Annotated in this window: 17 protein-coding genes; 9 read left to right on the top strand and 8 right to left on the bottom strand. The window is 69.1% G+C overall.

Annotation, left to right across the window (positions count from 1 at the left end; genetic code table 11):
* Positions 1–811: 811 nt before the first annotated feature.
* The 3 genes from NFL01S_RS08110 to NFL01S_RS08100 all read left to right on the top strand — a co-directional run bounded on the left by NFL01S_RS08110 (position 812) and on the right by NFL01S_RS08100 (position 6,262).
* Complete coding sequence (locus NFL01S_RS08110; protein ID WP_062973093.1) at positions 812–2,653, top strand: serine/threonine-protein kinase; 1,842 nt, start codon at positions 812–814, stop codon at positions 2,651–2,653.
* A 236-nt stretch (positions 2,654–2,889) separates the two neighbouring features.
* A complete protein-coding gene (locus NFL01S_RS08105) occupies positions 2,890–3,660 on the top strand; it encodes an ABC transporter ATP-binding protein (protein ID WP_062973091.1) in 771 nt (256 codons plus the stop codon).
* Positions 3,661–3,748: 88 nt separating this feature from the next.
* On the top strand, positions 3,749–6,262 hold the full coding sequence (locus tag NFL01S_RS08100) for an ABC transporter permease (RefSeq protein WP_062973089.1): 2,514 nt from the start codon (positions 3,749–3,751) through the stop codon (positions 6,260–6,262).
* 119 nt (positions 6,263–6,381) lie between these two features.
* Here NFL01S_RS08100 and NFL01S_RS08095 read toward each other — a convergent pair whose 3' ends face one another.
* The 4 genes from NFL01S_RS08095 to NFL01S_RS08080 form a co-directional block, all read right to left on the bottom strand.
* On the bottom strand, positions 6,382–7,560 hold the full coding sequence (locus NFL01S_RS08095; protein WP_062973087.1) for a VWA domain-containing protein: 1,179 nt from the start codon (positions 7,558–7,560) through the stop codon (positions 6,382–6,384).
* Positions 7,557–10,082, bottom strand: a complete 2,526-nt coding sequence (locus NFL01S_RS08090) for a DUF5682 family protein (protein ID WP_062973107.1) — start codon at positions 10,080–10,082, stop codon at positions 7,557–7,559. Before NFL01S_RS08090 ends, NFL01S_RS08095 begins: the two co-directional genes overlap by 4 nt.
* A 71-nt stretch (positions 10,083–10,153) precedes the next feature.
* Positions 10,154–11,260 (bottom strand): ATP-binding protein, encoded by a 1,107-nt coding sequence (locus NFL01S_RS08085; protein WP_062973085.1) that lies wholly within the window; start codon positions 11,258–11,260, stop codon positions 10,154–10,156.
* Complete coding sequence (locus NFL01S_RS08080; protein WP_062973083.1) at positions 11,257–14,118, bottom strand: DUF5691 domain-containing protein; 2,862 nt, start codon at positions 14,116–14,118, stop codon at positions 11,257–11,259. The genes NFL01S_RS08085 and NFL01S_RS08080 overlap by 4 nt, the downstream gene beginning before the upstream one ends.
* Positions 14,119–14,599: 481 nt before the next feature.
* Here NFL01S_RS08080 and NFL01S_RS08075 point away from each other — a divergent pair, with 481 nt between their 5' ends.
* The 4 genes from NFL01S_RS08075 to NFL01S_RS08060 all read left to right on the top strand — a co-directional run bounded on the left by NFL01S_RS08075 (position 14,600) and on the right by NFL01S_RS08060 (position 18,668).
* Positions 14,600–17,182: an AAA family ATPase gene (locus NFL01S_RS08075; protein WP_245670569.1), complete on the top strand. Its 2,583-nt coding sequence runs from the start codon at positions 14,600–14,602 to the stop codon at positions 17,180–17,182.
* Positions 17,183–17,517: 335 nt separating this feature from the next.
* Complete coding sequence (locus NFL01S_RS08070; protein WP_062973081.1) at positions 17,518–17,874, top strand: hypothetical protein; 357 nt, start codon at positions 17,518–17,520, stop codon at positions 17,872–17,874.
* Positions 17,875–17,932: 58 nt separating this feature from the next.
* Positions 17,933–18,319, top strand: a complete 387-nt coding sequence (locus NFL01S_RS08065; protein WP_062973103.1) for a YchJ family protein — start codon at positions 17,933–17,935, stop codon at positions 18,317–18,319.
* Positions 18,320–18,365: 46 nt separating this feature from the next.
* A complete protein-coding gene (locus tag NFL01S_RS08060; RefSeq protein ID WP_062973101.1) occupies positions 18,366–18,668 on the top strand; it encodes an Rdx family protein in 303 nt (100 codons plus the stop codon).
* Between the two features lie 279 nt (positions 18,669–18,947).
* On the opposite strand, the gene NFL01S_RS34230 is transcribed toward NFL01S_RS08060, so the two are convergent.
* The gene (locus tag NFL01S_RS34230; RefSeq protein ID WP_084492507.1) at positions 18,948–19,169 is read right to left on the bottom strand and encodes an FmdB family zinc ribbon protein; all 222 of its coding nucleotides are present in this window, start codon (positions 19,167–19,169) and stop codon (positions 18,948–18,950) included.
* Between the two features lie 115 nt (positions 19,170–19,284).
* Here NFL01S_RS34230 and NFL01S_RS08050 point away from each other — a divergent pair, with 115 nt between their 5' ends.
* On the top strand, positions 19,285–20,853 hold the full coding sequence (locus tag NFL01S_RS08050; RefSeq protein ID WP_084492506.1) for a carboxylesterase/lipase family protein: 1,569 nt from the start codon (positions 19,285–19,287) through the stop codon (positions 20,851–20,853).
* 217 nt (positions 20,854–21,070) lie between these two features.
* Here the strand turns inward: NFL01S_RS08050 and manB are convergent, their stop codons facing one another.
* Genes manB through rfbD form a run of 3 tightly spaced genes read right to left on the bottom strand, consistent with a single transcriptional unit; the run spans position 21,071 to position 23,990 of the window.
* Entirely contained in the window at positions 21,071–22,144 is a 1,074-nt protein-coding gene (gene manB, locus NFL01S_RS08045; protein WP_062973075.1) for a mannose-1-phosphate guanylyltransferase, read from the bottom strand.
* Positions 22,145–22,197: 53 nt separating this feature from the next.
* Entirely contained in the window at positions 22,198–23,109 is a 912-nt protein-coding gene (locus tag NFL01S_RS08040) for a glycosyltransferase family 2 protein (RefSeq protein ID WP_062973073.1), read from the bottom strand.
* A gap of 11 nt (positions 23,110–23,120) precedes the next feature.
* On the bottom strand, positions 23,121–23,990 hold the full coding sequence (gene rfbD / locus NFL01S_RS08035; protein ID WP_245670568.1) for a dTDP-4-dehydrorhamnose reductase: 870 nt from the start codon (positions 23,988–23,990) through the stop codon (positions 23,121–23,123).
* A gap of 149 nt (positions 23,991–24,139) precedes the next feature.
* On the opposite strand from rfbD, the gene NFL01S_RS08030 reads away from it, so the two are divergent.
* Entirely contained in the window at positions 24,140–25,618 is a 1,479-nt protein-coding gene (locus tag NFL01S_RS08030; protein ID WP_062973071.1) for an LCP family protein, read from the top strand.
* Positions 25,619–25,648: the final 30 nt, after the last annotated feature.

The following is a 25,648-nucleotide window of genomic DNA, read 5'->3' as shown; positions in this document are numbered from 1 at the left end:
GGCGCCCGCCGGGGCCCGGGGTGCGTTTACGTCCCGGACCGCGGCACGGACCCGGCGGTCCCGGCTACGGTTCGGGAGAGTTCGGGCAACCGGGCGGGCGGGGTGCGCCGCCGTACCGATCCACCGAATATCGCCAGACCGGTGTGGTTCCGCCGCGGCACGCCTCCAGCGAATACCGGCATCCGGGTCCGGCGGCGCCGCCGTACGGGTCCAGCGAATTCCGCCACCCCCGTGGCGGCGGCCCGCGGTCCGGCGGCGCGGGGAACCGCCCGCCGCCGAACGCGGGAGAACCCCCGCCTGCACCGAACGAATTCCGGCCACCCGGCCCCGGAACCCGCGGTCCCGGCGACCTCCCACGGCCGGTCGACCGGCCCCGCGCGGAACCCGCCGACCCCGCGGTCATCGATCTGCCCGGCTTCCGCCGGCGCCCGGGCGCGGACCCGCCCGATCTCGGCGGTCCGCCACCACGCCCCGGCGCTGCACCTTGACCGGGTAGCCGGCACAGTTCACGATCCGGCGGCGCCTGCAGGAACGACAAGCCGGTTACCCCGTCGGGGTGGAGCCCGGAACGGGTCCGGCCACGGCCGAGGCGGCGGTGTGCGCGTGCGGGGGCCGAGCGGGCGAAGCCGATACCCGCGCCGGGCGTCCCGGGTACTGGTTTTGCCCGGAGGCGAGAGCCGTCGGCGCAGCATCGACTCCTGCTATGGTTTCGATGATTTCGCGTGACCGAACCGCTGCGGTCCGGTCACGTTTTTCGTCTACGCAACTGCTGCCGGTGGGTCCCGGCAGCGTGGCGGGAATTGGAGTGGACATGCTGGCCAACGGCGATGTTTTCGCCGGCTATGTCATCGACCGGCAACTCGGCCGGGGTGGGATGGGCTCGGTCTACCTGGCGAAACATCCGCGACTGCCGCGGATGACGGCGCTGAAACTACTGAATCGGGAGATGTTCTTCGATAAGGAGGTGCGCGCCAGATTCGAACGGGAGGCCGATCTGGTCGCCCGCCTGGACCATCCCAATATCGTGACGGTATACGACCGCGGGCTCGAGGACGAGCAACTGTGGATCTCCATGCAGTACATCGACGGTATCGATGCCGCGTCGGTCGATCCGAAGAATCTGCCGCCGGAACGGGCCGTGCAGATCATCGCCGAAACCGCTTCCGCGCTGGACTACGCCCACGGCATGGGTGTGATGCATCGCGACGTCAAACCGGCCAACATCCTGCTGGCGCGGTCCACCGGCGGCCGCGGCGAACGGGTCTACCTCACCGATTTCGGTATCGCGCGGCTACGCGACGATACCGGGCACCTCACCCAGACCGGTACGTTCACCGCCACGCTGGCATATGCCTCGCCCGAACAGCTCACCGGCGCCGATCTGGACCATCGCTCGGATCAGTATTCGCTGGCGTGTTCGCTGTATTGGCTGCTCACCGGCAACGGACCGTTCACCTCGACCAACCCGGCCGGGGTCATCCAGGGGCATCTGCAATCGCCGCCGCCGTCGCTGAGCGCGGCCCGGCCCGAACTGCCCCCGGCGCTCGATATGGTGCTGGCCAAGGCGATGGCCAAACGCCCCGACGATCGCTTCGCGTCGTGCAGCGAGTTCGCCGAGGCCGCGAAACAAGCACTGACCTCCCCGAGTTCACCCGCAATGCCGCCGCCCACCACGGTGAACCCGAACTACCAGCCACCGAACGCCCCGTACAGCAGCGGCGCGAATCCGTATCCGAGCACCGCGGCGCCGCAGCCGTATGCCAGCGGCACCCAAGCTCAGCCGTATGCCAGTGGTGTCCAGCAGCCACCGCCGTACATCAGCGGCGCCCAGCAGGGACAGCAGCCCCAGTACGCCGCCGGTTTCCAGCAGCAGCCGGTCGATATGGGACGGCCCGGCGGAGATATGCACCAGCAGCCCTACGGGAGCGGGCCGGGATATCCGAACCCCGCCCAGCCGTACGGTGGCGGCTCGGGTGCCTACACCCAGCCCACCAGCTACCCACAGCCGATGGGGCAGATGCCGCAGGGCGGGCCGCCACCGGCCAGATCGAATACCGGGCTCATCGTCGCCATCTGTGTCGGCCTCGTGGTGCTGATCGGTGTGGTGATCGGTGTCGTGGCCCTCGCCTCCAGCGGCGACGACGGCGGCAACCAGGCCGGGCCCACCACCAGCACCCAGACCACCGTCGCCCCGGTTCCGGCCAACGCGGATTCGATCAGCAAAGAGTTCCCCCGGATGGTCCCCGCGACCAAAGACGAGGAAATCGGCTACGACGGCGCGAAATGCTGGGAAACCGACGACGGCTACACCCCCACCCCGGACGACGGCGAACCGGATTTCGGGAAATGGGCCTGGCAGTGGCGTTGCTACGGCGGCGGTAACAACGAAGACCCGTTCTACCGGATCTACGTCTACGACTCCGCCGCCGAGGTGGATTCGGTCGTCAAGGGCCTGCCCGCCACGGCGGAGAAAACCAGCGAAACCAACGGCAGCCGCACCTACACCAACTACACCTGGGACAGCGACGGCCCCAAGATGATCACGGTATTCACCAACCATCCGGAACGGGCACAGTATCTGATGTACACCGACGGCATCGTCGGCACCATCCCCGAGATGGTGACCTGGTGGAAGTCCGCGCCACTGAACTGAGCCGTATCTATTGCGCCGTCTCCGGCGGCGCGGGTGGTTGTCCAGGGTTTTGCTGAACTCGGCGGTGCCGTGGGGACAAATGTGGGGCTGTTCGAAAGAGTGATGTAGATGCCTCACGGCCGGGTCGGTCGAAGGCGTCGGGTGGATGCACCCGCTACCAGAGAACGACGGCGCGGGGCCCGGGGTCAGGGGTATCCCGGATGGCGCGGCAGCGCGCGGCCCGACAGACTGGACCCATGACTGCTCATGCTGTCGATACGGATGCGGCCGGCTCCGCGTCCGCCGTCGCCGCCGGTGCCCTCGAACTGACGAAGGTCTACGGGTCCGGGGAGACCCGGGTCACGGCCCTCGATGCGGTATCGGTCGATTTCGCCCGCGGGGAATTCACCGCCATCATGGGGCCGTCCGGTTCGGGTAAATCCACTCTCATGCACTGTCTGGCCGGGTTGGACTCGGCGAGTGCGGGGCAGGTGCGGATCGGCGACACCGAACTCACCGATCTCTCCGACAAGGAGATGACGGCCTTGCGGCGGGACCGGATCGGATTCGTCTTCCAGGCATTCAACCTGGTCCCCACGCTGACCGCACTGGAGAACATCACCCTGCCGCTCGATATCGCCGGTCGCCCGCCCGAGGCGGAATGGCTGGCGACCGTACTGAAGCGGCTGGGCCTGGAGGACCGGCTCGGCCACCGGCCCAGCGAACTGTCCGGTGGGCAGCAGCAGCGGGTCGCGTGTGCGCGGGCGCTGGCAGGCAAACCGGAAATCATCTTCGGTGACGAGCCGACCGGCAACCTCGATTCGCGGTCCTCCGGTGAGGTGCTGTCGATTCTGCGGGCGGCGGTGGACGAATTCGGCCAGACCGTTGTCATCGTCACCCACGAACCCGCCGCCGCCGCGTACGCCGACCGGGTGATCTTCCTGGCCGACGGTCGTATCGTCGACGAGATGCGCGATCCGACAGCCGACACCGTGCTGGACCGCATGAAGGCGCTGGAGGCCCGGTGAATCGCCCACCCGCTGCCATTCGCCGGACCGACCGGGGTGCAGGGTCTCCCCGCACGACACAGGAGACCCGATAGTGGCCGCACACCCGATGCGCACGGTCGCCCTGCGCAATCTCGCCGCACACAAGGTCCGGCTGGCGCTCACGCTGCTGTCCGTGGTGCTCGGAACCGCGTTCATCGCGGGCTCTTTTGTCTTCACCGATACTCTGCAGCGCACCTTCGACGGGATTTTCGCAGGCGAAGCCGCCGGGGTGGACGTCCGGTTGAGTCCCGAGGAACGGCAGTCTCCCGGTATCCCGCAGGACGTGGTCGACGATGTGGCCGCCATGGACGGCGTCCGGACCGTGGCGCCCGGTATCGAAGGTTCGGTGGTGCTCCTCGACCCGGCCGGAAAGAAGGCCGTGCAGACCGGCGGGGCGCCGAGCTTCGGTCTGGCCTATCTGCCGCCCGAGCGATCGGTCGCCCAACCGGACCCGTTCGTCGCGGGCGTACCGCCGGCCGAACCGGGGCAGGTCGCGCTCAACACCGGCGCCGCCGAAAGCGCAGGTATCGCGGTGGGGGATCGCACCAAGGTGCTGGTGCCCTCCCACCCCGGTCCGATCGATGTCACCGTCACCGGGCTCTACGCCCCGGCCACCGATACCGGCGGTTTCATCGGAGTGCAGTTCACCGAGGCCCAGGCCAGGGAACTGTTCACCGACGGTACGCACGTCGCCTACCTCGATATCGCGGCCGAGGGAGTTCCCGGCGATACCCTGCGCGACCGGTTGTCCATGCTCTACCCGGACTACAAGGCACAGAACGGCGACCAGGTCCGCGCGGAGATGAAGGCCGAAATCTCCGAGGCACTGAACTTCCTGAACTACTTCCTGCTCGCGTTCGGCGCCATCGCGCTGATCGTCGGCACCTTCATCATCTACAACACCTTTTCCATGCTGGTGGCGCAGCGACTACGGGAACTGGCACTGTTGCGCGCCGTGGGCGCCGGCCGCGGGCAGGTCGGCCGCTCGGTGGTCGCCGAAGCGTTGATCGTCGGTGTCATCGGCAGCCTGCTCGGGTTGTTCGCGGGTATCGCACTCGCCTACGGATTGGCGGCGGTGCTGAACGCCTTCGACCTCGGCCTGCCGACCGGAACCATGGCGGTACTGCCGCGCACCGTACTGGTGGCTTTCGCGGTCGGGTTGCTGGTGACCGTGGTGAGCGCGTACGCGCCGGCCCGGCGAGCGTCCCGGATTCCGCCGGTGCAGGCGATGCGCGAAGAGTTCGCCTCCGCCGGCGATTCGCTGCGGGGGCGCACGATCGCGGGCGCGGTCCTCGCGGTCGCGGGAGTAGTGCTGGTGGTGCTCGGTGCGCGGAACACCGGCGGCGGCGCCGCGGCGGTCGTCGGGGTCGGCGCACTGGGGCTGATCCTCGCCGTACTGTTCGCCGCCCCGGCATTGTCGCGACCCGTACTGGCCGGCCTCGGCTGGTTGATCCGGCCGTTCGGTCCGATCGGGCAGATGGCGCGCAACAATGCGATCCGCAATCCGCGGCGCACCGCGGCGACCGCCTTCGCGCTGACCCTCGGGCTGATGCTGGTCACAGCGATCGGGATGCTGGGCGAATCGGCGAAGGTCAGCATCTCCCGGCTCGTCGATCAAGGCGTGGAGGCCGATTATGTCCTCGCCGGGCCACCGATGATGGGCGTACCGGCGGGCGCGAGCGACGCGGTCCGGGAGAAGGTGCCCGCGGCCGCCGACGTCGTCGGACTACGCGGGGTAGCGCTGAGGATCGGCGACGACGACGAATTCGGCACCTCGCCGGACGGCCCGCTCGAACAGGTCGTGAATATCGACATACTCAGCGGTACAGCGTCACTGGGTGAATCGGAAATTCTGCTCAGCGAGGACGAGGCGATCGAACACGGCACCGGCGCCGGCGAACAGTTGGTGATCAACACGCTGGGGGGTGCCGAAATCCCGCTGACCGTGTCCGGTGTGTATGCGGATTCGCAGGTACTGGGGCCGCTGATCGTACCGTCCGCGGTCTACGAAAAAGCGATGCCGGTATCCATGCGGACCGAGGCCGCGGTGCTGATCAGGGCGGCGCCCGACGCCGATCTGGCCGCGATGCGAACCGATCTGGAACGGGCCACCGAGGAATTCGTGATCGTCCAGGTGCAGGATCGCGAGCAATTCAAGGGCGAGAACGCGAAGCAGATCAACAATATGCTGGCGATTCTGTACGGCCTGCTCGCCCTGGCGGTGGTGATCGCGGTACTCGGGATCGTCAACACGCTCGCGCTGTCGGTGGTGGAGCGACGACGCGAAATCGGTATGTTGCGCGCGGTCGGTACCCAGCGTTCGCAGGTCCGGCGCACCATCTATCTGGAATCCATGCTCATCGCGGTCTTCGGCGCACTCGTCGGTGCGGTGCTCGGACTGGGACTCGGCGTCGGATTCCTGCGCACCCTGCGCGATCTCGGCCTGGACCAGATCGCGGTTCCGTGGGATCAGCTGGTGTACATGCTGATCGGTTCCGCGGTGGTGGGTGTGCTGGCAGCGCTCTGGCCCGCCGTGCGTGCCGCCCGCACCCCACCATTGGCCGCTATCGCCGATATCTGAGCTGTATCTATGGCGCCGCCTCCGGCGGCGCGGGGTCGGGGCCCTTCGGGTCTCGTTCTCCACTCCGCGGTGGGGCCGGGGAGCCTGGCGGTTGCGGTGCAGCCGACCGGGCCGTCGGGTTACATTCCGTCGGTGCCCCAGTGGCGGAGATCGCCCCGGTTGAGGGCTTCGGCCAGCAGATCCGGGAAACGGTCCGGAGTGCAGGCGAACGCGGGAACGCCGAGCGCGGCCAGTGCGGCGGCGTTCTCGCGATCGTAGGACGGGGCGCCGTCGTCGGAGAGCGCCAGCAGCACCACCACCTGCACTCCGGCTTCCTTCATCGCGTTGATCCGGCGCAGCATCTCCTCGCGGACGCCGCCCTCGTAGAGATCCGAGATCAGGAAGAACAAGCTATCGGTGGGCCGGGTGATGAGTGACTCGCAATAGGCGATGGCGCGATTGATATACGTGCCGCCGCCGAGCTGGGTACCGAACAGCACATCGACCGGATCGCTGAGCTTATCGGTGAGATCGACGACCTCGGTATCGAAAACCACCAGCGAGGTGCGTAGCGCGCGCATGGAAGCCAGGACCGCGCCGAACACCGAGGAATACACGACGCTGGAAGCCATCGACCCGGATTGATCGATGGCCAGGATCACGTCACGGTGCACCGCCTGCGACCGCCGGCCGTACCCGACCAGGTGTTCGGCGATGATGGTGCGCTGCTCGGGCAGATAGTTCGCGAGGTTCTTGCGGATGGTGCGGTCGAAGTCGATATCGCGGGGTTTGGGCCGGGTGGTACGGGTGGCCCGGTTGAGTGCCCCGCTCACCGCGGCGACGGTGCGGGCGGCGATCCGCTCCTCGATTTCCTCGACCACCTTCCCGACCACCATCCGGGCAGTCGATTTGGTGGTCTCCGGAATCACCCGGTTCAGGCTGAGCAGTGTCCCGACCAGATGAACGTCGGGTTCGACCGCCTCCATGAGTTCGGGTTCGAGCAGCAACTGGGTGAGGCCGAGCCGGTCCACGGCATCCCGCTGCATCACCTCGACCACGGTCGACGGGAAGTATGTACGGATATCGCCGAGCCAGCGGGCGACCCGTGGCGCCGATCGACCGAGGCCACCGGACCGGTCACCGCTCGACCGGCCGCCCCCGCGATTCGTGTCGTACACAGCCCCCAGCGCCTTGTCGACGGCCGCATCGCCGGCCCCGGTGAGCTCGCCGAGCGCGGGCTCGGCCGCGCCGCCGAGAACGAGGCGCCACCGGCGTAGTCGCTCCTCGTCCGCGACCGGGTGTGCTGCGGTGCCTGTCATGCCGGTACCCCCAAAATGTCTGCGACAGCGCGTAATACGATCCTGCCGCGTTCGTCGTCGATCTCGGCGCGGGCGGCGGGTGCCCGCGAGCCGCTATCGCGCACGGCCGACCCGATGGCCCGGCGTTCCCCGGACTCGAAGGCGCCGAAGGTACGGCGCAGCAGCGGCACCACTTCCATGAACTGATCGCCGGTGAGGCCGGCGAGCCAGTCGTCGATCAGACACAGCAGGGCCCGGTCGTGGACCAGCACCAGTCCCCGGCCGCCGACGAAACCGTCCACCCACGCGGCCTTCGCGGCCGCGGTATTGCCGACCGACAGTGCGGCGGCGAGCCTGCGGGAGGCCTCCTCCGGTTCGAACCGGCCGGCATCACAGAGCAGCCGGACCACCCGGCCGGTAAGCATCCCGTGGATATCCGGACGGTCGGCCAGCCGCGCCAGCGCCACCAGCCAGCGTTCGGTGGATTCCGGGTCGTCGCGGGTGTGTATCGCGGTGTTCAACCCATCGAGCTGTGCGCGCAGGGCGGCGGCTGTATCGTCACCGAGCCCCGTGACTGCTGCCGGGAGACCGGCGCAGATCCGCACGAGCATGCTGTCGGCGACCTGGGCCAGGGCCGAGGTATCGGTGCCGCGCACATCGCCGTAGCGCAGGGTGCGCAGCACACCCGGTAGCGCGGCGAGCAAATGGGTGATGTCGTGATCGATCGCGGCCGCGGAACCGAGCCGGCGGATCAGGCCGTCGAGGGCACCCGGTAGCTCGGCCAGCAGCGCGAATTCCAGGGCATCGGTCAGTTCGGCCACACCGCTGCCGTCGCGGCCCGCCGTATCGAGGATCTTCGCCTCGGCGGCTGCCTGCACAGTGGTACCCCAGCGGGACGCCTCGATCACCCGGACCGCGAATTCCGGCTCCCAGCGCAGTTCCCAGGCCTCCCGGAATGTTCCGGTGGATCCGGCGGCACCGGTCGCGGGAACACCCCAGTGCAGGCCGAGCAGCCGCAGCCGATGCAGCAGCCGCGATTTGGCGATATCGCGATCCTTGCGCAGATCCAGGTCCAAGGATCGTGACAGTGCCTCCTGTTTCAGCCGCAGCGAGCGCGCCTGGGCGCGTAGATCGGCCTCCAACGGCACGGTGGGCGTGTCGGCCGGCACAGCACCGAGCGCTTCACCCACCACGAGTTCCGCACCGACCAGCCGCAACACCGTATCGTCGCCCTCGCACAGCACCGCCCGGGTCGCCTCGGTGACCTCGGACAGTCCCGCCAACGGTCGTGAGCGCAGCACAGCAAGGGTTTCCGCCAGCCGGACGGCCTCGATGATATGGGCGCTGGACACCGGCAGGTCATGACCGCGCAGCAGCCGCGCGACCTTGGTGAGCCAGGAGGCGATCGGATGCTCGGTGACGGTGAACAGATGGTGGTACCAGCCGGGGGAGGTGATGCCCGCGCCGTAGCCGGAGGCCGCAGCGAGACGGGAATGCGTCCACGGCACCCAGGTCAGCTTCGCTTTGACCTTCGGAAGCCCCTTCAGCAGGCGCTGATCGGCGTTTGCCGGGCCGAGCGGATCGCACAGTGCGGGCGCATGCCACGCGCCGCAGACGACAGCGATCCGCCGGCCACCGTCCTTGCGGGCCTGCCGCAGCATCTGCCGCATATGCGCCTCGCGGACAAGTGTGTGCCGATCGAGCACCAGCGGGTCGGGGCCGGCGTCGACTCCGCTGCCGTCTTCGGCGGCATCGCCGGTGACCCGCGGTAGCACGTCGACGGGATCGTTGGGCGCATCGACCGGACGGAGTGTTTCGTCTGCCTCGGAAACGCGAGATTCGCCGGTGGCACCCGAATACCCGCCTGCACCGGGAACGGTGCGTCCGTCTGCTGCTCCGACGGGATCATGCGCATCGATTGCGCCGTTCGGATGGTGTAGCGCTCGTGCTCCGGTGGTGGCCGACTCGTCAGCCGCTTTGCCCGGCTCGGGCGCGGAGATATCGGAAGGCGGCACGGTGAGCGCGGTTTCGCGCAGGGCCGCCATGGCCTCGGTGATTGCGGGGAAAGTCCCGGCCTCGGTGCTCGATTCGACCACGGCGTCCCACCAGCGTTCCGCGTCGTCATAGCCGCCCGCTGCGGCGAGTTCGGCGAGGGCATCCCGGCCCCCGCCGCGGTTGTCGACCGCCAGCGCGGTCGCCGCGGGCAGGTCGCAGAACCGTACCGGTATGCCGTTTCCGACGGCGTAACGCAGCGCCTGCCATTCCGGGGAAAACACCGCGTACGGCCAGAACGCGGCGCGCGCCGGTTCGTCGGCAACGTAACCCAGCAGCGCGACCGGCGGTTCCATCGTATCGGCGGCTATATTCGGGACCAGCGGGTCCGCATCCGCAGGTCCCTCGATCAGGACCATATCCGGCCGGAACTCCTCGAGCGCCGAACGCAGCGAGCGAGCCGAACCGGGCCCGTGGTGCCGTATCCCGTAGACCCGGGTCTCGCCGGCCTCGTTCACGCTTGCTACCGCCTCCGGGCCTGACTCGTTCATGCTGTGTTGATTGCGGATGAGCGAGGTCCCTGCGTGGTTACGCTCCGCTACCACCTCCGGGCCTGACTCGTTCATCCGGTGATCTCCCGGCAGGCGCGATAGAAATCGGACCATTCGTCGCGTTCGCGGACCACGGCCTCGAGGTACTCCGTCCACACCACCGAATCGGCGACCGGATCCTTGATCACCGAACCGATCACAGCGCCCGCAATATCCGCGGCCCGCAGGACTCCGTCACCGAAATGCGCCGACAGCGCCATCCCGTTGGTGATCACCGAGATGGCTTCGGCAGTGGACAGCGTTCCCGATGGTGATTTGAGTTTGGTCCGGCCGTCGGTCGTGATACCGGCGCGCAACTCCCGGAAGATCCGCACCACCCGGCGCACTTCCTCGGCGGCGGCCGGTACCTCGGGCAACTCCAGTGCCGAGCCCAGTTGTGCGACCCGGCGGGTGACGATATCGATCTCCTCGCCCTCGCTGCCGGGCAGCGGCAGAACCACGGTATTGAACCGGCGGCGCAGGGCAGAGGACAGTTCGTTCACGCCACGGTCGCGATCGTTGGCGGTGGCAATGATATTGAAACCCTTGGCTGCCTGGACTTCTGTCCCGAGCTCCGGGATCGGCAGGGTCTTCTCGGACAGGATGGTGATCAGCGCATCCTGCACATCCGAAGGGATCCGGGTGAGTTCCTCGAGCCGTGCGATGGCTCCCGTGCGCATGGCGTCGAGGATCGGTGACGCCACCAGGGCGCCGTCACTGGGCCCCTCGGCAAGCAGCCGGGCGTAGTTCCAGCCGTACCGGACGGCCTCCTCCGCGGTGCCCGAGGTGCCCTGGACCAGGAGGGTGGACGACCCGCTGACGGCCGCCGAGAGATGCTCGGAAACCCAGGTCTTCGCGGTACCGGGAACGCCGAGGAGCAGTAGCGCGCGATCGGTGGCGAGAGTGGCGACCGCGACCTCCATGAGCCGGCGCGGGCCGACGTATTTGGGGGTGATCACCGTTCCGTCGTCCAGGGTGCCGCCGAGCAGGTAGGTCACCACTGCCCACGGCGAGAGTTTCCACGACGGTGGGCGGGGCCGGTCGTCCGTGGCGGCGAGTGCGGTCAGTTCGCCGGCGAATGCCTGTTCCGCGTGCGGGCGCAGCAGCGGTGCGGGCGGGGCGGTTTCGGTGGTGGTCAATTCAGCTCCTCGAGCATTACGGATCGTTGGCGGAGTTCGTGGGCGAGCAGATCGAGGGCCATCGCCCAATCCCGGTCGGTGCAGCGGCTCGCCACCGCGCCGGCCGCCTGTTCGCAATCGGGTGGCATATGGCGGGCAGCGGTGTGCAGCAGTGAACGGTGTGCGGTCGGATGAGTTCCCGGCGCCCCCGGGCGGCGTTGCGCGGTCCGGGCCCGCTCGGCGAGGAGATGTAATAGGTGCCGGGCCACTTCCGGTGGCCACGGCCGGGCCACGGCCGGTAACAGCGATTCGATTTCCGACAGCCACGACGCATCCAGCCGGGTCAGGTGGCGCGCCTGGTCGGCGGCCGGGATCAGGGCGAACAACTCCCGGCGCCGCAGGATCGCCGCATTCGACGGCGTGCCCGCGGCGAACAGGGCAGCGGCCCATTCGGGATCACGCTGGGTGAGTGCCGCGTCCATCCAGCCGTCGAACAGCGGCTGGCGGAAGCGGTCGTCTATGCGGGTCGTCACTGCCCGGTTCGGGGGGCCCAGGGTGGTCGTCCACTGGATGAGCGGGAGGTTGGCCACGAGTCTGCGCAGCCGGGCGGCACTCGGATCGGGTTGTCCGTTCCAGCGGTAACCGAATTCCACGGTGCTATCGGTGAAACCGTCGCGGACGGTGTCGGGGTCCAGACTATCCGGGATGTCCACGATCAGCTCGGCGGCCTGTTCCGGCCCAGCGGCCGCGTATTTCAGCCAGGCCCCGGCCCGTGCGGACATCCGGCCGGCGAAGGCCGACTCGGGGAGCCGGGCCAGCAGCCCGGCGGCCGTGCGGCGGACGTCGCCGCGGCGATCGCGCAGGGCCCGTTCGAGCAGCGCCTCGTCCTCGGGGCCCAGCCCATCGGACAGAACGGCCAGCAGTTCGGCCTTCGGCGCCCCTGATTCCCGTGGCCAGGCCGCCTCCAGGGTTTCGCGTGCGGTGGCGGGGTCGCGGTGGCGCAGCGCGGCCAGCCAGCGGATCCGTTCCGGTGGCAGGCCCAACCGCCAGGTTTCGGCGCTCGGTTCCGGATCTGCGCTGTCGCGCCGGACGAGGCTGTGCCAGCGCGGAATCGATTCCGCCAGCCAGCGGCCCCGGGCACCGGCGAGCCGTAGAGCAGCCTCCCGCAGACCGCTGTCGCGCGCGGCGAAATCGAGCAGTGCCCCGGCCAGCCGATCCGGTGCGCGGTAGTCGTGGGGTGCGGCGGCGGCGAACCATTCCGGGAGGAATTCCGGCCGGGAGTCGATCAGCAGCGCCACCCGGTCGGCCGCGGCGGCGGGCAGTAGCGGCCGCGGATCCTCGGCGGCGGGCTCCGCGGGCAACTCGGCGTGCACGGGTACGTATCCGCCCCGCGACCAGGATATTTCCAAGGCCGTGGCATCCAGCAGGCGGCGGGCCGCGTCCGTGTCCGGCAACGCCGCGGCGGTCGCGGCGACCGGGCCGGGAAGCGCCGGGAGCGCCGCGGCGCCCCGGGCGGTGCCGAGCAAGGCGATCGAGGCCACCTCCGGACCGGCGGTGAGAGCGGTATACGCGGTATCGGCAACGGGACCGGGATCGTGGAATTCCCCATCGGCGAGTACCGATACGGCTTCCAGCGCTCGCCCGGTCCAGAGACCGAAGACGGTGACCGGCCGCCCTCCGGACACAGCCAGGAGCCGCCACGGTTCGACAGGCTCCACCAGGGGGATCGCGGTGCCGTCGGGTTCGGCGAGCAGCCAATCGCCGGCCTGCCCTACCGGGACGACCGTGCGCAGAAGCACCGGCCAGGACTCCAGCCACGGATCGGCCGCGGCGGCCGAAGCGAATTCACCCAGCGCGTCGGCGATCGTGCCGGATCCGGATATGGCCGCGATGGCACCGGCGTCCGGTGTGGGCGCGGTGGCACCGGGGCCGGCCAGGGCACGCAGCGGCGCGGCCGCCGGATAGAAGTGCAGGCCGGATTCCGTTACCAGGCCGATCGGAGGGACCTCGGTGGCGAACGCCGGCGATCCGTGCGAATGGTCGATCAGGACGGCCCGACGGCGGGTGTTCACCCCGTACAACCAGCTGCGGCGGGTGTAGAGCCCGTCTTCCTCGCCGGTGCGTATGCCCAGCGTAACCCACCGGTCGCGCACCTCGGGTTCGGCGAGGACGGTATCCGCCGCCGTCGGATAACCGATATGGGTGCGGACGGTCGCCGCCGACGATGCCGCCGACGTATCCAGTTTCGCGTGGGCCGCCAGCAGCAGACGCAGCCAGGCGAACCGGCCCAGTATCACTTCGGGCCAGTTCGACCGTCCCACCACCGCGGCCGGCAAACGGCGCAGCGCGGCGGCGATACCGGGAGCCTGTGCGTCGATCATGCGTGCGGCCATGGCTTCGAACGCGGCGGGGGAGCGATCCGTCTGGGCCAGCCCGGTGCGGATCTGGTCGGTCAGCCAGGTTTCGAGTTCGGCCAAGCCCGCCGTGACCCGATCGTGCCGCTGCTGAGCCGCGGCTGCGCTCGGGACGCGACTCCTCTTCGGGGCGGCCGCCGTCACTGCGCGGCGGCCGATCCACTCGGCGGCGAAATCGGCCGTTTCGGCGGTTTCGCCCACTGTTCCGGCGGACCACAGCAGGAGTAACGACAACGCGTGTTTGCAGGGGAATTTCCGGCTCGGGCACGAGCACCGGAACGCCGGCCCGGACAGATCGACGATCGTCTGGTAGGGAGTCCGGCCACTGCCCTTGCACAATCCCCACAGTGCGGTTTTGCACCATCCTGTGCCCGACCATTTCTGGCCGAGTTTGCGCGCGGCGGTGAGTGAACTCGTATCCGGCGCGAGTGCTGTCACCTGGTTCTCCGACCACTGCGGTGTCATCCGGTGAGTCCATATCGTTCGATCATCGTGCCCCCGTTTTCTCGGTCCGAAGAGTTGTATCGCACCGCACCGACACAAAGGTGTCTCTGCCACAGGAATATGGAAGAGGTTGTCGCCGAGAGGTATTCGGGCCCTGCTCCGCTTGCGCAATGTCGAGGCCTCTGGCATCCTGTTCTGTTCGGCAAGACCGAGCCACCCCTAGGCGGGTGACACCAACGAGCTGCCCGACGGGGTTGGCGAGGGGTGGCCATCGGTCGGAGTCGGATCGGCCGATGACCAGATCCCATCCCCGCGGGCAGGTTCGTCTCCGTCCCCGGCATATCCGATCGGGAAACCGTCACAGCCGCACCGTCCCGGACGCCCGCGATCCCGTCCCCCTGTGCGATCGGTCCGCTATCCGGTAGCGTTCGGCACAGCTTTCGATCGTTCGATCACACCCGGGGCCGGGGAGCGCGTGTGGTCTCGAGGGGGTGGAGAAGTCGTGGAATCTGTGTGTGAGCAATCCGAGCGAATCCCGATCCGGCCGGGGGAGCTGGTCTTCCGGCAGCTCGAAGCGGAACCCGGCCTGCCCGTCGAGGTCGCCGCGATCGTCCGGACCGCTCTCGCCGCCGCGGCGGCGGACGGTGACCCGCCGGGCCCGGCCGATGGCAGCGCCTTCGATTTCAGCGGTATGTTCCTGCGCCACATCCGTGTCGAAGGGTTCCGCGGTATCGGACCCGAAACCGTGCTGGAATTACCGCCCGGACCCGGGCTCACCCTGGTCACCGGCCGTAACGGTAGCGGTAAGTCCAGTTTCGCCGAGGCCGCCGAATTGGCGCTCACCGGAGCGAATCGACGATGGGACGGCCGTTCCGCGGCATGGCGGGAAGGATGGCGCAACCTGCATCACCCCGGTCCGGTCCGGATCGAATTGGAGCTGCGGACCGACGGACCCGCGACGGCGCTGACCGTCTCCCGGGTGTGGCCCGACGGTGAACCGCTCACCGGAGGAGAGTGGGTCCAGTGCCGGGCCGGCGCACCCGGTACCGCCTTTCCCGCCGGCCGGTGGGCGCCGCCCATGGAGTTGTACCGGCCGTTTTTGTCCTACAGCGAACTCGGCGCCCTGGTCGACGGGAAACCCAGTGAGTTGTTCGATGCCCTGCACCGGTTACTGGGCCTGGACGAGCTCATCGCCGCGCACGAGCACATCAGGTCCGTACGTCTGGAAATGGAGAGCGCGTCCCGGACTGCCCGCCGGGAACGGCAACTACTGCTCGCCGAACTACCCCGCATCGCGGACCGGCGGGCCGCACGCGCCGAACAGATCCTGCGCCGGCCCGAACCCGACTTCGCCGCACTGGAAATCCTGCTGGCCGAAACCACCGGCGGACCGGAACCGGCCGCCCTGCGCGCAATCCTGGCCGTCGAACTGGCCCCGCAGGCTCGGATCGAGCAGCTGCTCGCCCGGCTCCGCACCGCCCGGACCGCCGTCGCTGCGGCGACCTCACCGGCATCGGCAGCCGATCTGCGCATTCTCGATCTGTTGCGGATTGCGTACTCCCATGTGGCCGAGCAGAGCGCCGGTGCGGACCCGGCACACCGGAGATCGGGCGAGGACGCCTGCGGTTCCGGTGCCGCGGCGGCAACAGTGCGGTCCGAGGGCCGGGGAGGCAAGCTTATCGGCGGACTATCCGACCCCGAGACCATCTCCGGCAGTGGGAGTTCGGGCAGCGGGTGCCCCTGCCCGGTGTGCGGCCGGGGAAGCCTGGACGTGCGGTGGCTGACCGAAACCGCTGCCGCCGTCGACGAACTCTCCGAGCGAACTGCCGGTTTGGTCCGCGCACGCACCGAATTGAGCGAAGTGCTGGCCGAATTACGCGCCGTGATCGGCGATGTGCCCGCTGAACTCACCACTGCGGAACCGGCTTACCTCGATACTGCCGCCCTGGCCGAAACCTGGGCACAGTGGCGCCGGCTGACCGAATTCGGAGACCCGGATCCGGACGCGCTCGGTGTCGTCCACGAGCGGTTGTCCGCTGAACTCGGTTTCCTGCGGCAGCGTGCCGTGAAGGAACTGGACCGCCTCGAGCAGGCGTGGACGCCGTTGGTCCCGCGACTGCGCAGGTGGCTCGACCTCGCCCGCACGGTGCACGCCCGGGCGGCGGAACTACAGACCGCCCGGGCCGCCGAGGTGTGGTTGAAATCGGCCACCGCCCGGGTGCGCGACGAGCGGCTCGCCCCGCTGGCCGGTACCGCCCGGTGGGTCTGGCAGAGCCTGCGGCAGCAGAGCAATGTCGAACTCGGTGGCATCCGGTTGCAGGGCAACGCGAACTCCGCGCGCCGGGTCCAACTCGATGTCACCGTGGACGAGGTGGACGGTGCCGCCCTCGGAGTGATGAGTCAGGGGGAACTGCATGCCCTCGGCCTGGCTCTTTTCCTGCCCCGGGCCACCCTGGCCGACAGTCCTTTCCGCTTCGTCGTGATCGACGATCCGGTGCAGGCGATGGATCCGGCGAAGGTGGACGGTCTGGCCCGCGTTCTCGCGACCGTGGCGTGGGATCGGCAAGTGGTGGTATTCACCCACGACGACCGGCTCGCCGAGGCGGTGCGCCGGATGCAGATCGACGCCCGGATCCTGGAAGTACAGCGCCGGGAACGGTCGGTGGTGGAGATCCGGCTGTCCAGCGATCCGGTGCACCGCTACCTCGACGACGCCCGTGCCCTGCTGCGTACTCCGCAGCTGCCGCGGGCCATATCCGACGAGCTGGTCGCCAGCTGCTGCCGCTCGGCCCTGGAGGCGGCCGGTCTGGCGCGCGCGAAACGGATCCTGCTCGCCGAGGGGATGGATCATCGTGAGGTGCAGCGGCGCATCGATACCGCCCAGTCCACCCGGGCCATGGTCACGCTCGCGGTCCTGGGGCCCGGCCGCCGGATCGAGGACCTGAACATACGGCTGGCCAAAGAAGGCCGATGGGCGGTCGAAGTCGTCCGCGACGCCACTGCCGGCGCGCATATCCCGATCGCGCGCGACCTGTCCGAGCTGATCGCCGATACCGAACGGTTCGTGGACTGGCTGGCCCGATGACCCCGGGCGAAACCGACGATCCCGGGACCGGCCGGACAGCCGCCGGACCGACACCCCCGGCAGGGCGGGCGTTGCCCCCTGCGGACGAAGGGGTGTCCCGGGCGGACTCGGCGAGCCGGGCGATATTCCGGTCGGGTCACGCAATGCCTACCGCGGCCGAGGGGGCGCTCGGTTCCGATGGTGGCCGGGTGGCGCCGGCGAGCGGATCGGGATCGGCAGGGCGTGTATCGCGGCGCCGGGTCCGGAAGCGAGTTCGTCGCGGAGAGACCACGCAGCCCCGGCGACCGGGCCGGTCATCGGGCCGCCCCGTCGAAGCCCGGTTCCCGCGGCCCACGGTGGCCGAGCGGCTGGTCGTGGTCGACCGGTTGCTCGACGGTTCGGTGCCCGCCGCCGGTGCGGTGTGGTCGCGGGCGACGGCATGGATTCTGCGTATCGCGCTCGAACAATCGGTGGACGAGTTGTGGGCGCGCACCGAACCCGACCTCGCGCGCTGCCCGATGCGCGCGCAGTTGCTGGCCCTGCGGGTCATCGCCGGACCGTCTGTCGCGGCGCGGACTGCCGCGCTGTGGACCGCCCTGTCCCATGCCGCCCATCACCACGACACCGAACTGGCGCCGGGTGTCTCCGAACTGCGCCGGTGGCGGGAAGACACCGCGCGTATCGCCGGTGAACTGGCCGCGGTCCGCCGCTGACTTCCGTAGCCTCGGCCCGGCGGCCGCGGCTTTTGCGGACCGCGCAGAATCGTCAGCCGTGGACGATTCGAAACCGTGCCCCTGTCGCCGCGGCGAGGTGTTCGCCGAATGCTGCGGTCCGTTGCTGGCCGGCCGCCCGGCCCCGACCGCCGAAGCGCTCATGCGTTCCCGGTTCACGGCCTTCGCGCTCGGGGATACCGGCTATCTGCGCCGATCCTGGCATCCCGATACCCGGCCCGACCGGCTGGACCTCGACCCCGACCGGCGCTGGCAGTTCCTGGAGATTCACGCGGTAACCGGCGGCGGCCCGTTCGAGCAAACCGGAACGGTGGAATTCACCGCGCACTACCGTGACCCCGGCGGTCGCGGCCGTCTGCACGAGACCAGCCGGTTCACTCGCGTCGACGGAGCCTGGTGCTATCTCGACGGCGAAATCGGGGAGTGAACCGCGACCGACGATTGCCGTGTCCGCCACCGGTAGTGTGCACGCCATGCCGCGTATCGCCATCGAATACTGCACCCAGTGCCGCTGGCTGCTCCGGGCGAGCTGGATGGCGCAGGAACTTCTGACCACTTTCGGCACCGATATCGGTGAGGTGGCATTGATCCCCGGCGAGGGCGGGGTTTTCCGGATCACCGTGGACGGCGACCAGGTGTGGGAGCGCAAAACCGACGGCGGCTTTCCCGATATCGCGGTACTGAAGCAGCGCGTCCGTGACCGCATCGATCCGGCCCGCGACCTGGGGCATATCGACCGTGGGCACGCCGCTACTCCGGAGACGCCCGGCAGCTGAACCCGGGGTGGCGGCCGTCGACCGCCGGTTGTCCGCGAGTATCAGGTGTCGGCGACCAGGCCGGAGGTGGGGCGCTGTGACCACTGTCGCCGGGAGCGCGTCGCAGAGCCCGGGGCCGGGTAAACACATCGAAACAGACCGGCGCGTCGCGGGTACCACGTCCGGCAGCGGGCCGTGGCGCCCCTCGCGCCGCGGCGTTGCGCTGCCGCTGGTGGATCACCAGCGGCTGCCGGGCTTCGTGAACCAGTCCCGAGCTGGGTTGCTGCGCCTGATTCCGGATCAGGCGCAGCAACCCCCACCACAGCATCCGCCGCCGCCGGTGGGCGCGGGTGCCGATACCGCAGGCGCCGCGGCCCGCCCGGTCGTCGCGAAGGTCGTGAGCAGTTTCACGGTGTCGTCGTGGCCACCCGGGCAGCGGGCCGGATCCGACGCCTGCGACATCGGACGATTGACCTCGAACGTGTTGCCGCAGCTGCGGCACCGGAATTCGTAACTCGGCATGCCGGAATTCTAGAGATGTCGCGCACCGGTTTTTCCGGCGCAACGCGATAATTCTGGAACCGAGTTGTAACCAGTTCGGTCGTACCCTCGAATGCACAGGTAGAGGAGGTCTGTGATGAATGTCCAGTGCTTCGAGGTAACGCCTGGGGTGGACGGGTCCGCCCCGGTGGCCCGGACCGAGTTCGGTGCGGTCCGGGGATCCCGGGAGGGGGCGGTATCGGTGTGGCGGGGGATCCCCTACGCCGCCGCGCCCGCCGGTCCGCGCCGGTTCCGGCCGCCGCGGCCGCCGCAACGCTGGGACGGGATCCGCGATTGCGTCGCCTTCGGCCAGGTCGCCCCGCAGGATATGGACAACACCGTCCCGATGGACCGTTCACTGTCGATGGGCGAGGACTGCCTGTGGCTGAACGTCTGGACCCCCGCCGCGACCGCCGAGGAACCGCGGCCGGTGCTGGTGTGGTTGCATGGCGGCGCCTACTGCCTGGGGTCGGCCGCACAGGCCGTCTACGACGGCGGCAATCTGGCCGCGGCCGGTGATGCCGTGGTCGTTACGGTGAATTACCGGATCGGGGCCTTCGGATTCCTGGATCTGTCCTCGCTGCACGATGAATTCGTCCCCAATCTGGGGTTGCTCGACCAACTCGCTGCCCTGGAATGGGTCCGCGACAATATTGCCGGTTTCGGTGGCGACCCCGGCAACGTGACCCTCTTCGGAGAATCCTCCGGTGCCGGCTGTGTCACCGCGTTGCTCACTGCGCCCCGGGCCGCGGGCCTGTTCCAGCGTGCCATTGCGCAGAGCCCGCCCGCGACCGCCGTCTACGGCCGGGAACGCGCGGCCGGGGTGGCGGAGCGTTTTCTGGAACTGGCGGAACTGCCGAGGTCACGCGCGGCCGAACTGCTGACCTGTCCGATCGAACGGATCGTGCGGGCGGCCGCGGTGCTGATCGACGAGGTGCCGCTGCAGGCCCCCGGTACGCTCGCCGCCGCGCCGGTGGTGGACGAGGATCTGCTGCCCGGTTACCCCACCGACCGGTTTCGCGACGGCCGCTCACACCGGGTACCGCTCATCATCGGTACCAACAAAGACGAGGCGTCGCTGTTCCGGCTGTTCCGTTCGCCGATCATGCCGGTCACGCCGGAGGCGGTGAACACGATGCTCGAGCAGGTTCAGACCGGCCATCCCGACCTGTCCGCGGAACGTATCGCGGAGATCACCCGGGTGTACCCCGACCTGGCGAAGCCGCGTGGTGCCCTGGCCATGTCCACCGATGCCGCGTTCCGGATGCCCGCGCTATGGGTGGCCGACGGTCATGCCCAGCATTCCCGTACCTGGATGTACCGCTTCGACCATGCGACCCCGATGCTGCGCGCCGCGCGCGTCGGCGCCGGGCACGCCACGGAGCTGCCGTACATCTTCGGCAACTTCGGCACCTTCGACCACGATCCGACCTTCTGGCTGGGCGGCCGCCGGCAGGCCGCCGAGGTCTCGGGCCGGATGATGCGCCGCTGGCTGGCCTTCGCGGCCCACGGTGTCCCCGCCGCGTTGGACGGTTCCAAGCACTGGCCGCCCTACCATCCCGAATCGCGGGAAACCCTGCTCATCGACACCGTCGATCGCGTGGTCCCGGATCCGGAAGGTGAGTTGCTCACCGCCTGGGGCGAACGCGCCGTGGGTTTCGCCTGAGCTGTGTTCGATGTGCGGCGCCCCCGGCGCCGCGGGTTCCGGCCTCCTCGGTCCCTGCTGTCCGCACTCGATACTCGCCGCTGCGCCGCATCGTATCGAGCACGGAAAGCAGCGACGGGACGAAACCTTTCAGGGCCTCGCAAGACGCGGCGCCGCCGATGGTCGCGTTCGGACCGGGATGTGTCCGCACCGCGATCGCCCCGGCAACCGCCGGCCGCTACACGTCCGTCGAATACCGAATACCGCCGTCGGGAATCTCCACACCCGGCCACACCCGGGCCCCGCGCAGCAGTTCGCAGCGCGCACCGATACTGGCACCGTCGCCGATGACCCCGTCCCGGATCAGGGCGCGTGGCCCGATGCGGGCACCGAATCCGATGATCGAGCGTTCCACCGTGGCGCCCGCTTCCACTTTGGCGCCGTCGAACAGAATCGCGCCGTCCAGGCGGGCACCGGCACCGACTTCGGCGCCACGCCCGACCACGGTACCGCCGATCAGCAATGCTCCGGGCGCCACTCCCGCGCCCTCGTGGACGAGCGATTCACCGCGTTGCCCGGGCAGGATCGGCGACGGGGCGATACCGCGCACAAGATCGGCCGAACCCCGGACGAAATCTTCCGGCGTCCCCATATCCCGCCAGTACGAGGTGTCGACGTGGCCCTGCACCCGGGCGCCCTCGGTGAGCAGCGCCGGGAAAACCTCCCGCTCGACCGATACCGGGCGGCCCGCCGGGATCTTCTCGATGTACTCGCGCCGGAACACGTAGCAACCGGCGTTGATCTGGTCGGTCGGCGGATCCTGGGTTTTCTCCAGGAACGCGGTGACCCGCCCGTCCGCATCGGTGGGGACGCAGCCGAAAGCCCGGGGGTCGCTCACCCGCACCAGGTGCAGGGTGACATCGGCCCGGGTGGTTTCGTGGGTTTCCAGGATGGCCCGCAGATCGGTGCCGCCCAGCACATCACCGTTGAACACCATGATGTTGTCGGCGGTGAGCCGGGGCAGCACGTTGCGGATACCGCCGCCGGTGCCCAGCGGTTCGGTTTCGGTGACGTACTCGATCTCCAGTCCGAGGTCGGCCCCGTCACCGAAATGCTCCTCGAAGACCTCCGCCTTGTAGGAGGTGCCGAGCACCACATGGGTGAGTCCGGCCGCGGCGATACGGGACAGCAGATGGGTCAGGAACGGCACCCCCGCGGTCGGCAGCATCGGTTTCGGCGCCGACAGAGTGAGCGGACGCAACCGCGTACCCTTCCCGCCGACCAGGATGACCGCGTCTGCTTGTGATGCCATGGAGCTCCCTTGTCCCATCCGTTCCGTGCGACCCGGGCCGCTGGCCGGTCCGGTCAGCCGGCGAGTTCCTGCTGCCGGGTACGCAGTGCGGATCGAACCGCAATGCGGCAGCGAATCGCAAGTCCGGCGCGTAATGCCCAGCGCAGCGGGGCCTGCCACCAGTGCGGATGCCGGTCGGCCTGGAACCGGTAGGCGCTGGCGTGGTGGGCAGGCAGCATCTTCTCGGGGTTGCGGCCGGCGGCGTGCCCTTTGGCGTGGGTGACCTCGGCGTCCGGGACGAAAACGTTGTGCCAGCCGGCCTTGCCCATCCGGTCGCCGAAGTCGACGTCCTCCATGTACATGAAGTAGCGGGAGTCGAATCCCTCGATGGAGTCGAACGCCTCTCGGCGCACCAGCAGGCACGATCCGGACAGCCAGCCCACGGCGCGTTCGGAGATCTCCTCGTTTTCCTGCCGGTAGCGGCGGGTCCACGGGTTGGTTTTCCAGATCGCGCCCAGGATCGCGTGACCGGCGCCGTCGAGCAGGCCCGGAACCGATCGGGCGGAGGGGTAGATGCTGCCGTCCGGCTCCAGGACCCGCGGGCCGATGGCGCCCGCACGGGGCCAGCGCCGGGCGGCTTCGAGCATGAGGTCGATGGAATCGTTGCCCCAGCGGATATCGGGGTTGGCGATCAGCACGAATTCGAGGTCGGGATCGAGTTCGGCGACGGCCCGGTTGATGGCGCCGCCGTATCCGATGTTCCCGCCGGTCGATAGGAACCGCACATGGGCGTTGGCCTCGGCGACCAGTTCCGGGACACCGTCGGTCGAGCCGTTGTCGGCCAGGATCACCTGCGGTTTCTCCGCGGTCGCCGTGCTCAGGGTGCTGATGAAATGCTCGAGATGTTCGCCCGGTGAATACGTGACCGTGACCACGGCCAGTCGTGGCCGGTCATGCGGTTGACCCGGGGTATCGGAAGCGCTCACAGCGCCCCACCCTAACGGGCGGTCCTGGTCAATGCCTCGGTGAGCGCGGATTCCCAGGGGCGCAATGGTGTCAGGCCTGCGCCTCGCCATGCGGTGCCGGACAATACGGAGAAGGCAGGCCGGGGGGCGGGCCGGGGGAATTCGGCGGATGTGCACGGCCGCACGCGATCGGGGTCGGCGCCGATACCGGCGAACACGGCGCGCGCCACCTCGAACCAGCTCGCCCGGCCCGAATTCGTGGCATGCAGCACAGTGGGCGCTTCGGGGCGGCCGGCGAGTTCGAGCAGGCCGGCGGCGAGATCGGCGGCGTAGGTGGGGGAGCCGACCTGGTCGGTCACCACGTTCACCGTGTCCCGTTCTTGTTCCAGTCGCCGCATGGTGGCGACGAAATCGCTGCCGGCGCCGCGGTACACCCAGGCCGTGCGGACGATATGGGAATCCGGGCAGTTTTCGCGGACGGCGCGTTCCCCAGCGAGTTTGGAGCGACCGTAGACGGTGGCCGGTCCGGTCGGGTCGCCGGGCTCGTACGGTGTGATCGCCGTGCCGGGGAACACATAATCGGTGGAGAGATGGATGAGCCGCGCGCCGGCTCCGGTGCAGGCCGACGCCAGCACGGCGGGGCCGGTCGCGTTGCCGGCGAAGGCCGCGTCGGGATCCGATTCGGCCCCGTCCACCGCGGTGTACGCGGCACAATTGACGACGATATCGCCCGGGCGCAGTACCGATTCCACGGCCGCCGGATCGGTGATGTCGAGCCGGGACCGGGTGTAGGCACGGGCGGTGGGCGCCAGCCGGAGCAGTTCCCGGCCGACCTGGCCGCCGGCCCCGGTGACCACGAGCCGGTCGCTGAGTTCGGTTCCGGGCGGCACGACATCGTTCACCGGCCCAGTCTGGCACGCCGTCGAAGGGCCGAATCGATGTCACCCGGGCTGCCGTTGGTTAGCCTGCGTGGAGCGGAAGGTGTTTCGACGGCGTACGCGAAGTGGATCGGGGTCCTCGACCGGTCCGAACGGGGAGAGGAAGTTCAAAGGTGGCGCAGCGTGGGGAGCCGACGTTGTGGAGTCCGGCGCGGGTATTCGTCGCATCGGTTGCTCTGATTGTGCTGGTGGGTACCGGCTTCGCCTGGCGGGGCGTGGATACGCTGGTGTCGAATATCGAACGCATCAGTGATCTGGGCCTCGGCGGGCAGCGTGACGGCGCCGTGGACATCCTGCTGGTGGGCGTGGATTCGCGTACCGACGCGAAAGGTGATCCGCTCACCGAGGCCGAACGCGCGATGCTGCACGCGGGTGACGAGATCGGCACGAATACCGACACCATCGTGCTGGTGCGGGTGCCCAACGACGGTAGCTCGGCCACCGCGATCTCGATTCCCCGTGATGCCTATGTCGATATTCCGGGACTGGGCAAGGGCAAGATCAACTCGGCGTACGGGATCACCAAGCAGACGGCACAGGACGATATGCTCGCCGACGGCGCCACCCCGGAAGTCGCCGAAGAGAAATCTACGCAGCGCGGCCGGCAGGCCCTGATCAGCTCGGTGGCCGGGCTCACCGGTATCACCGTCGACCACTACGCCGAGGTCAGTCTGCTCGGCTTCGTGCTGCTCACCGATGCGGTGGGTGGTGTGGACGTGTGCCTGCGCCGACCGGTGGACGAACCTATGTCCGGTGCGTATTTTCCGGCCGGCCGCCAGAAACTGGACGGCCCGCAAGCCCTCAGCTTCGTCCGGCAGCGGCACGATCTCGAACGCGGCGACCTGGACCGGATCGTGCGCCAGCAGGTGTTCATGGCTCAACTCGTCCACCAGGTGATCAGCACCGACACCTTGAGCAACCCCACTCGGTTGCGCGAGCTCAGCGATGCAGTGGGCCGCACCGTCGTGCTCGACGAGGGCTGGGATCTGCTGGCGTTCCTGAACCAGCTCCAGGATCTGTCCGCCGGCGAGGTGACCTTCGAGACCATTCCCGTCGCCGATCTCAACGGCACCACCTCGACCGGTGAGTCGGTGGTGCGGGTGGAACCCGACGATGTCCAGGACTATGTCGCGGGGCTGGTCGGCGAGGAAGCCGGCAGCACCGACCCGGGCACCACCACGGCCCCGGCTCCGGCCGCGGATCCGGGAACAGTGCAGGTGGATGTCTTCAACGCGACCTCGGTTTCCGGACTGGCCGGTTCGGTATCGCAGGAACTCACCGCACTCGGTTATCTGCCCGGCGAGGTGGGTAACTATTCGGACGGGACAGCTTGGCAGAGCCAGGTGCTCGCCGCCTCCGAAACCGATCGTGGAGCAGCGGCAGTGGCCGCGGCGCTCGGTGGTATCCCGGTCGTCGCGGACCCCGCGCTGGCACCGGGGACGGTGAGCGTGGTGCTGGCAAGCGACTACGCTGGCCCCGGATCCGGCAGCGAGGACGTGATCGATTTCGGCGATACGTCGACATCGGCGACCCCGGTGCCCCCCGCACCGCCCATTGCGGCGGCCGAGGACGGACCCACCTGTGTGAATTGACCGCCGGTGTGAATCGGACGCCGAAGAATT

The organism is Nocardia flavorosea NBRC 108225, from assembly GCF_001613385.1.
GTDB lineage: Bacteria > Actinomycetota > Actinomycetes > Mycobacteriales > Mycobacteriaceae > Nocardia > Nocardia flavorosea.
This window is presented reverse-complemented; position numbering and strand designations above follow the sequence as displayed.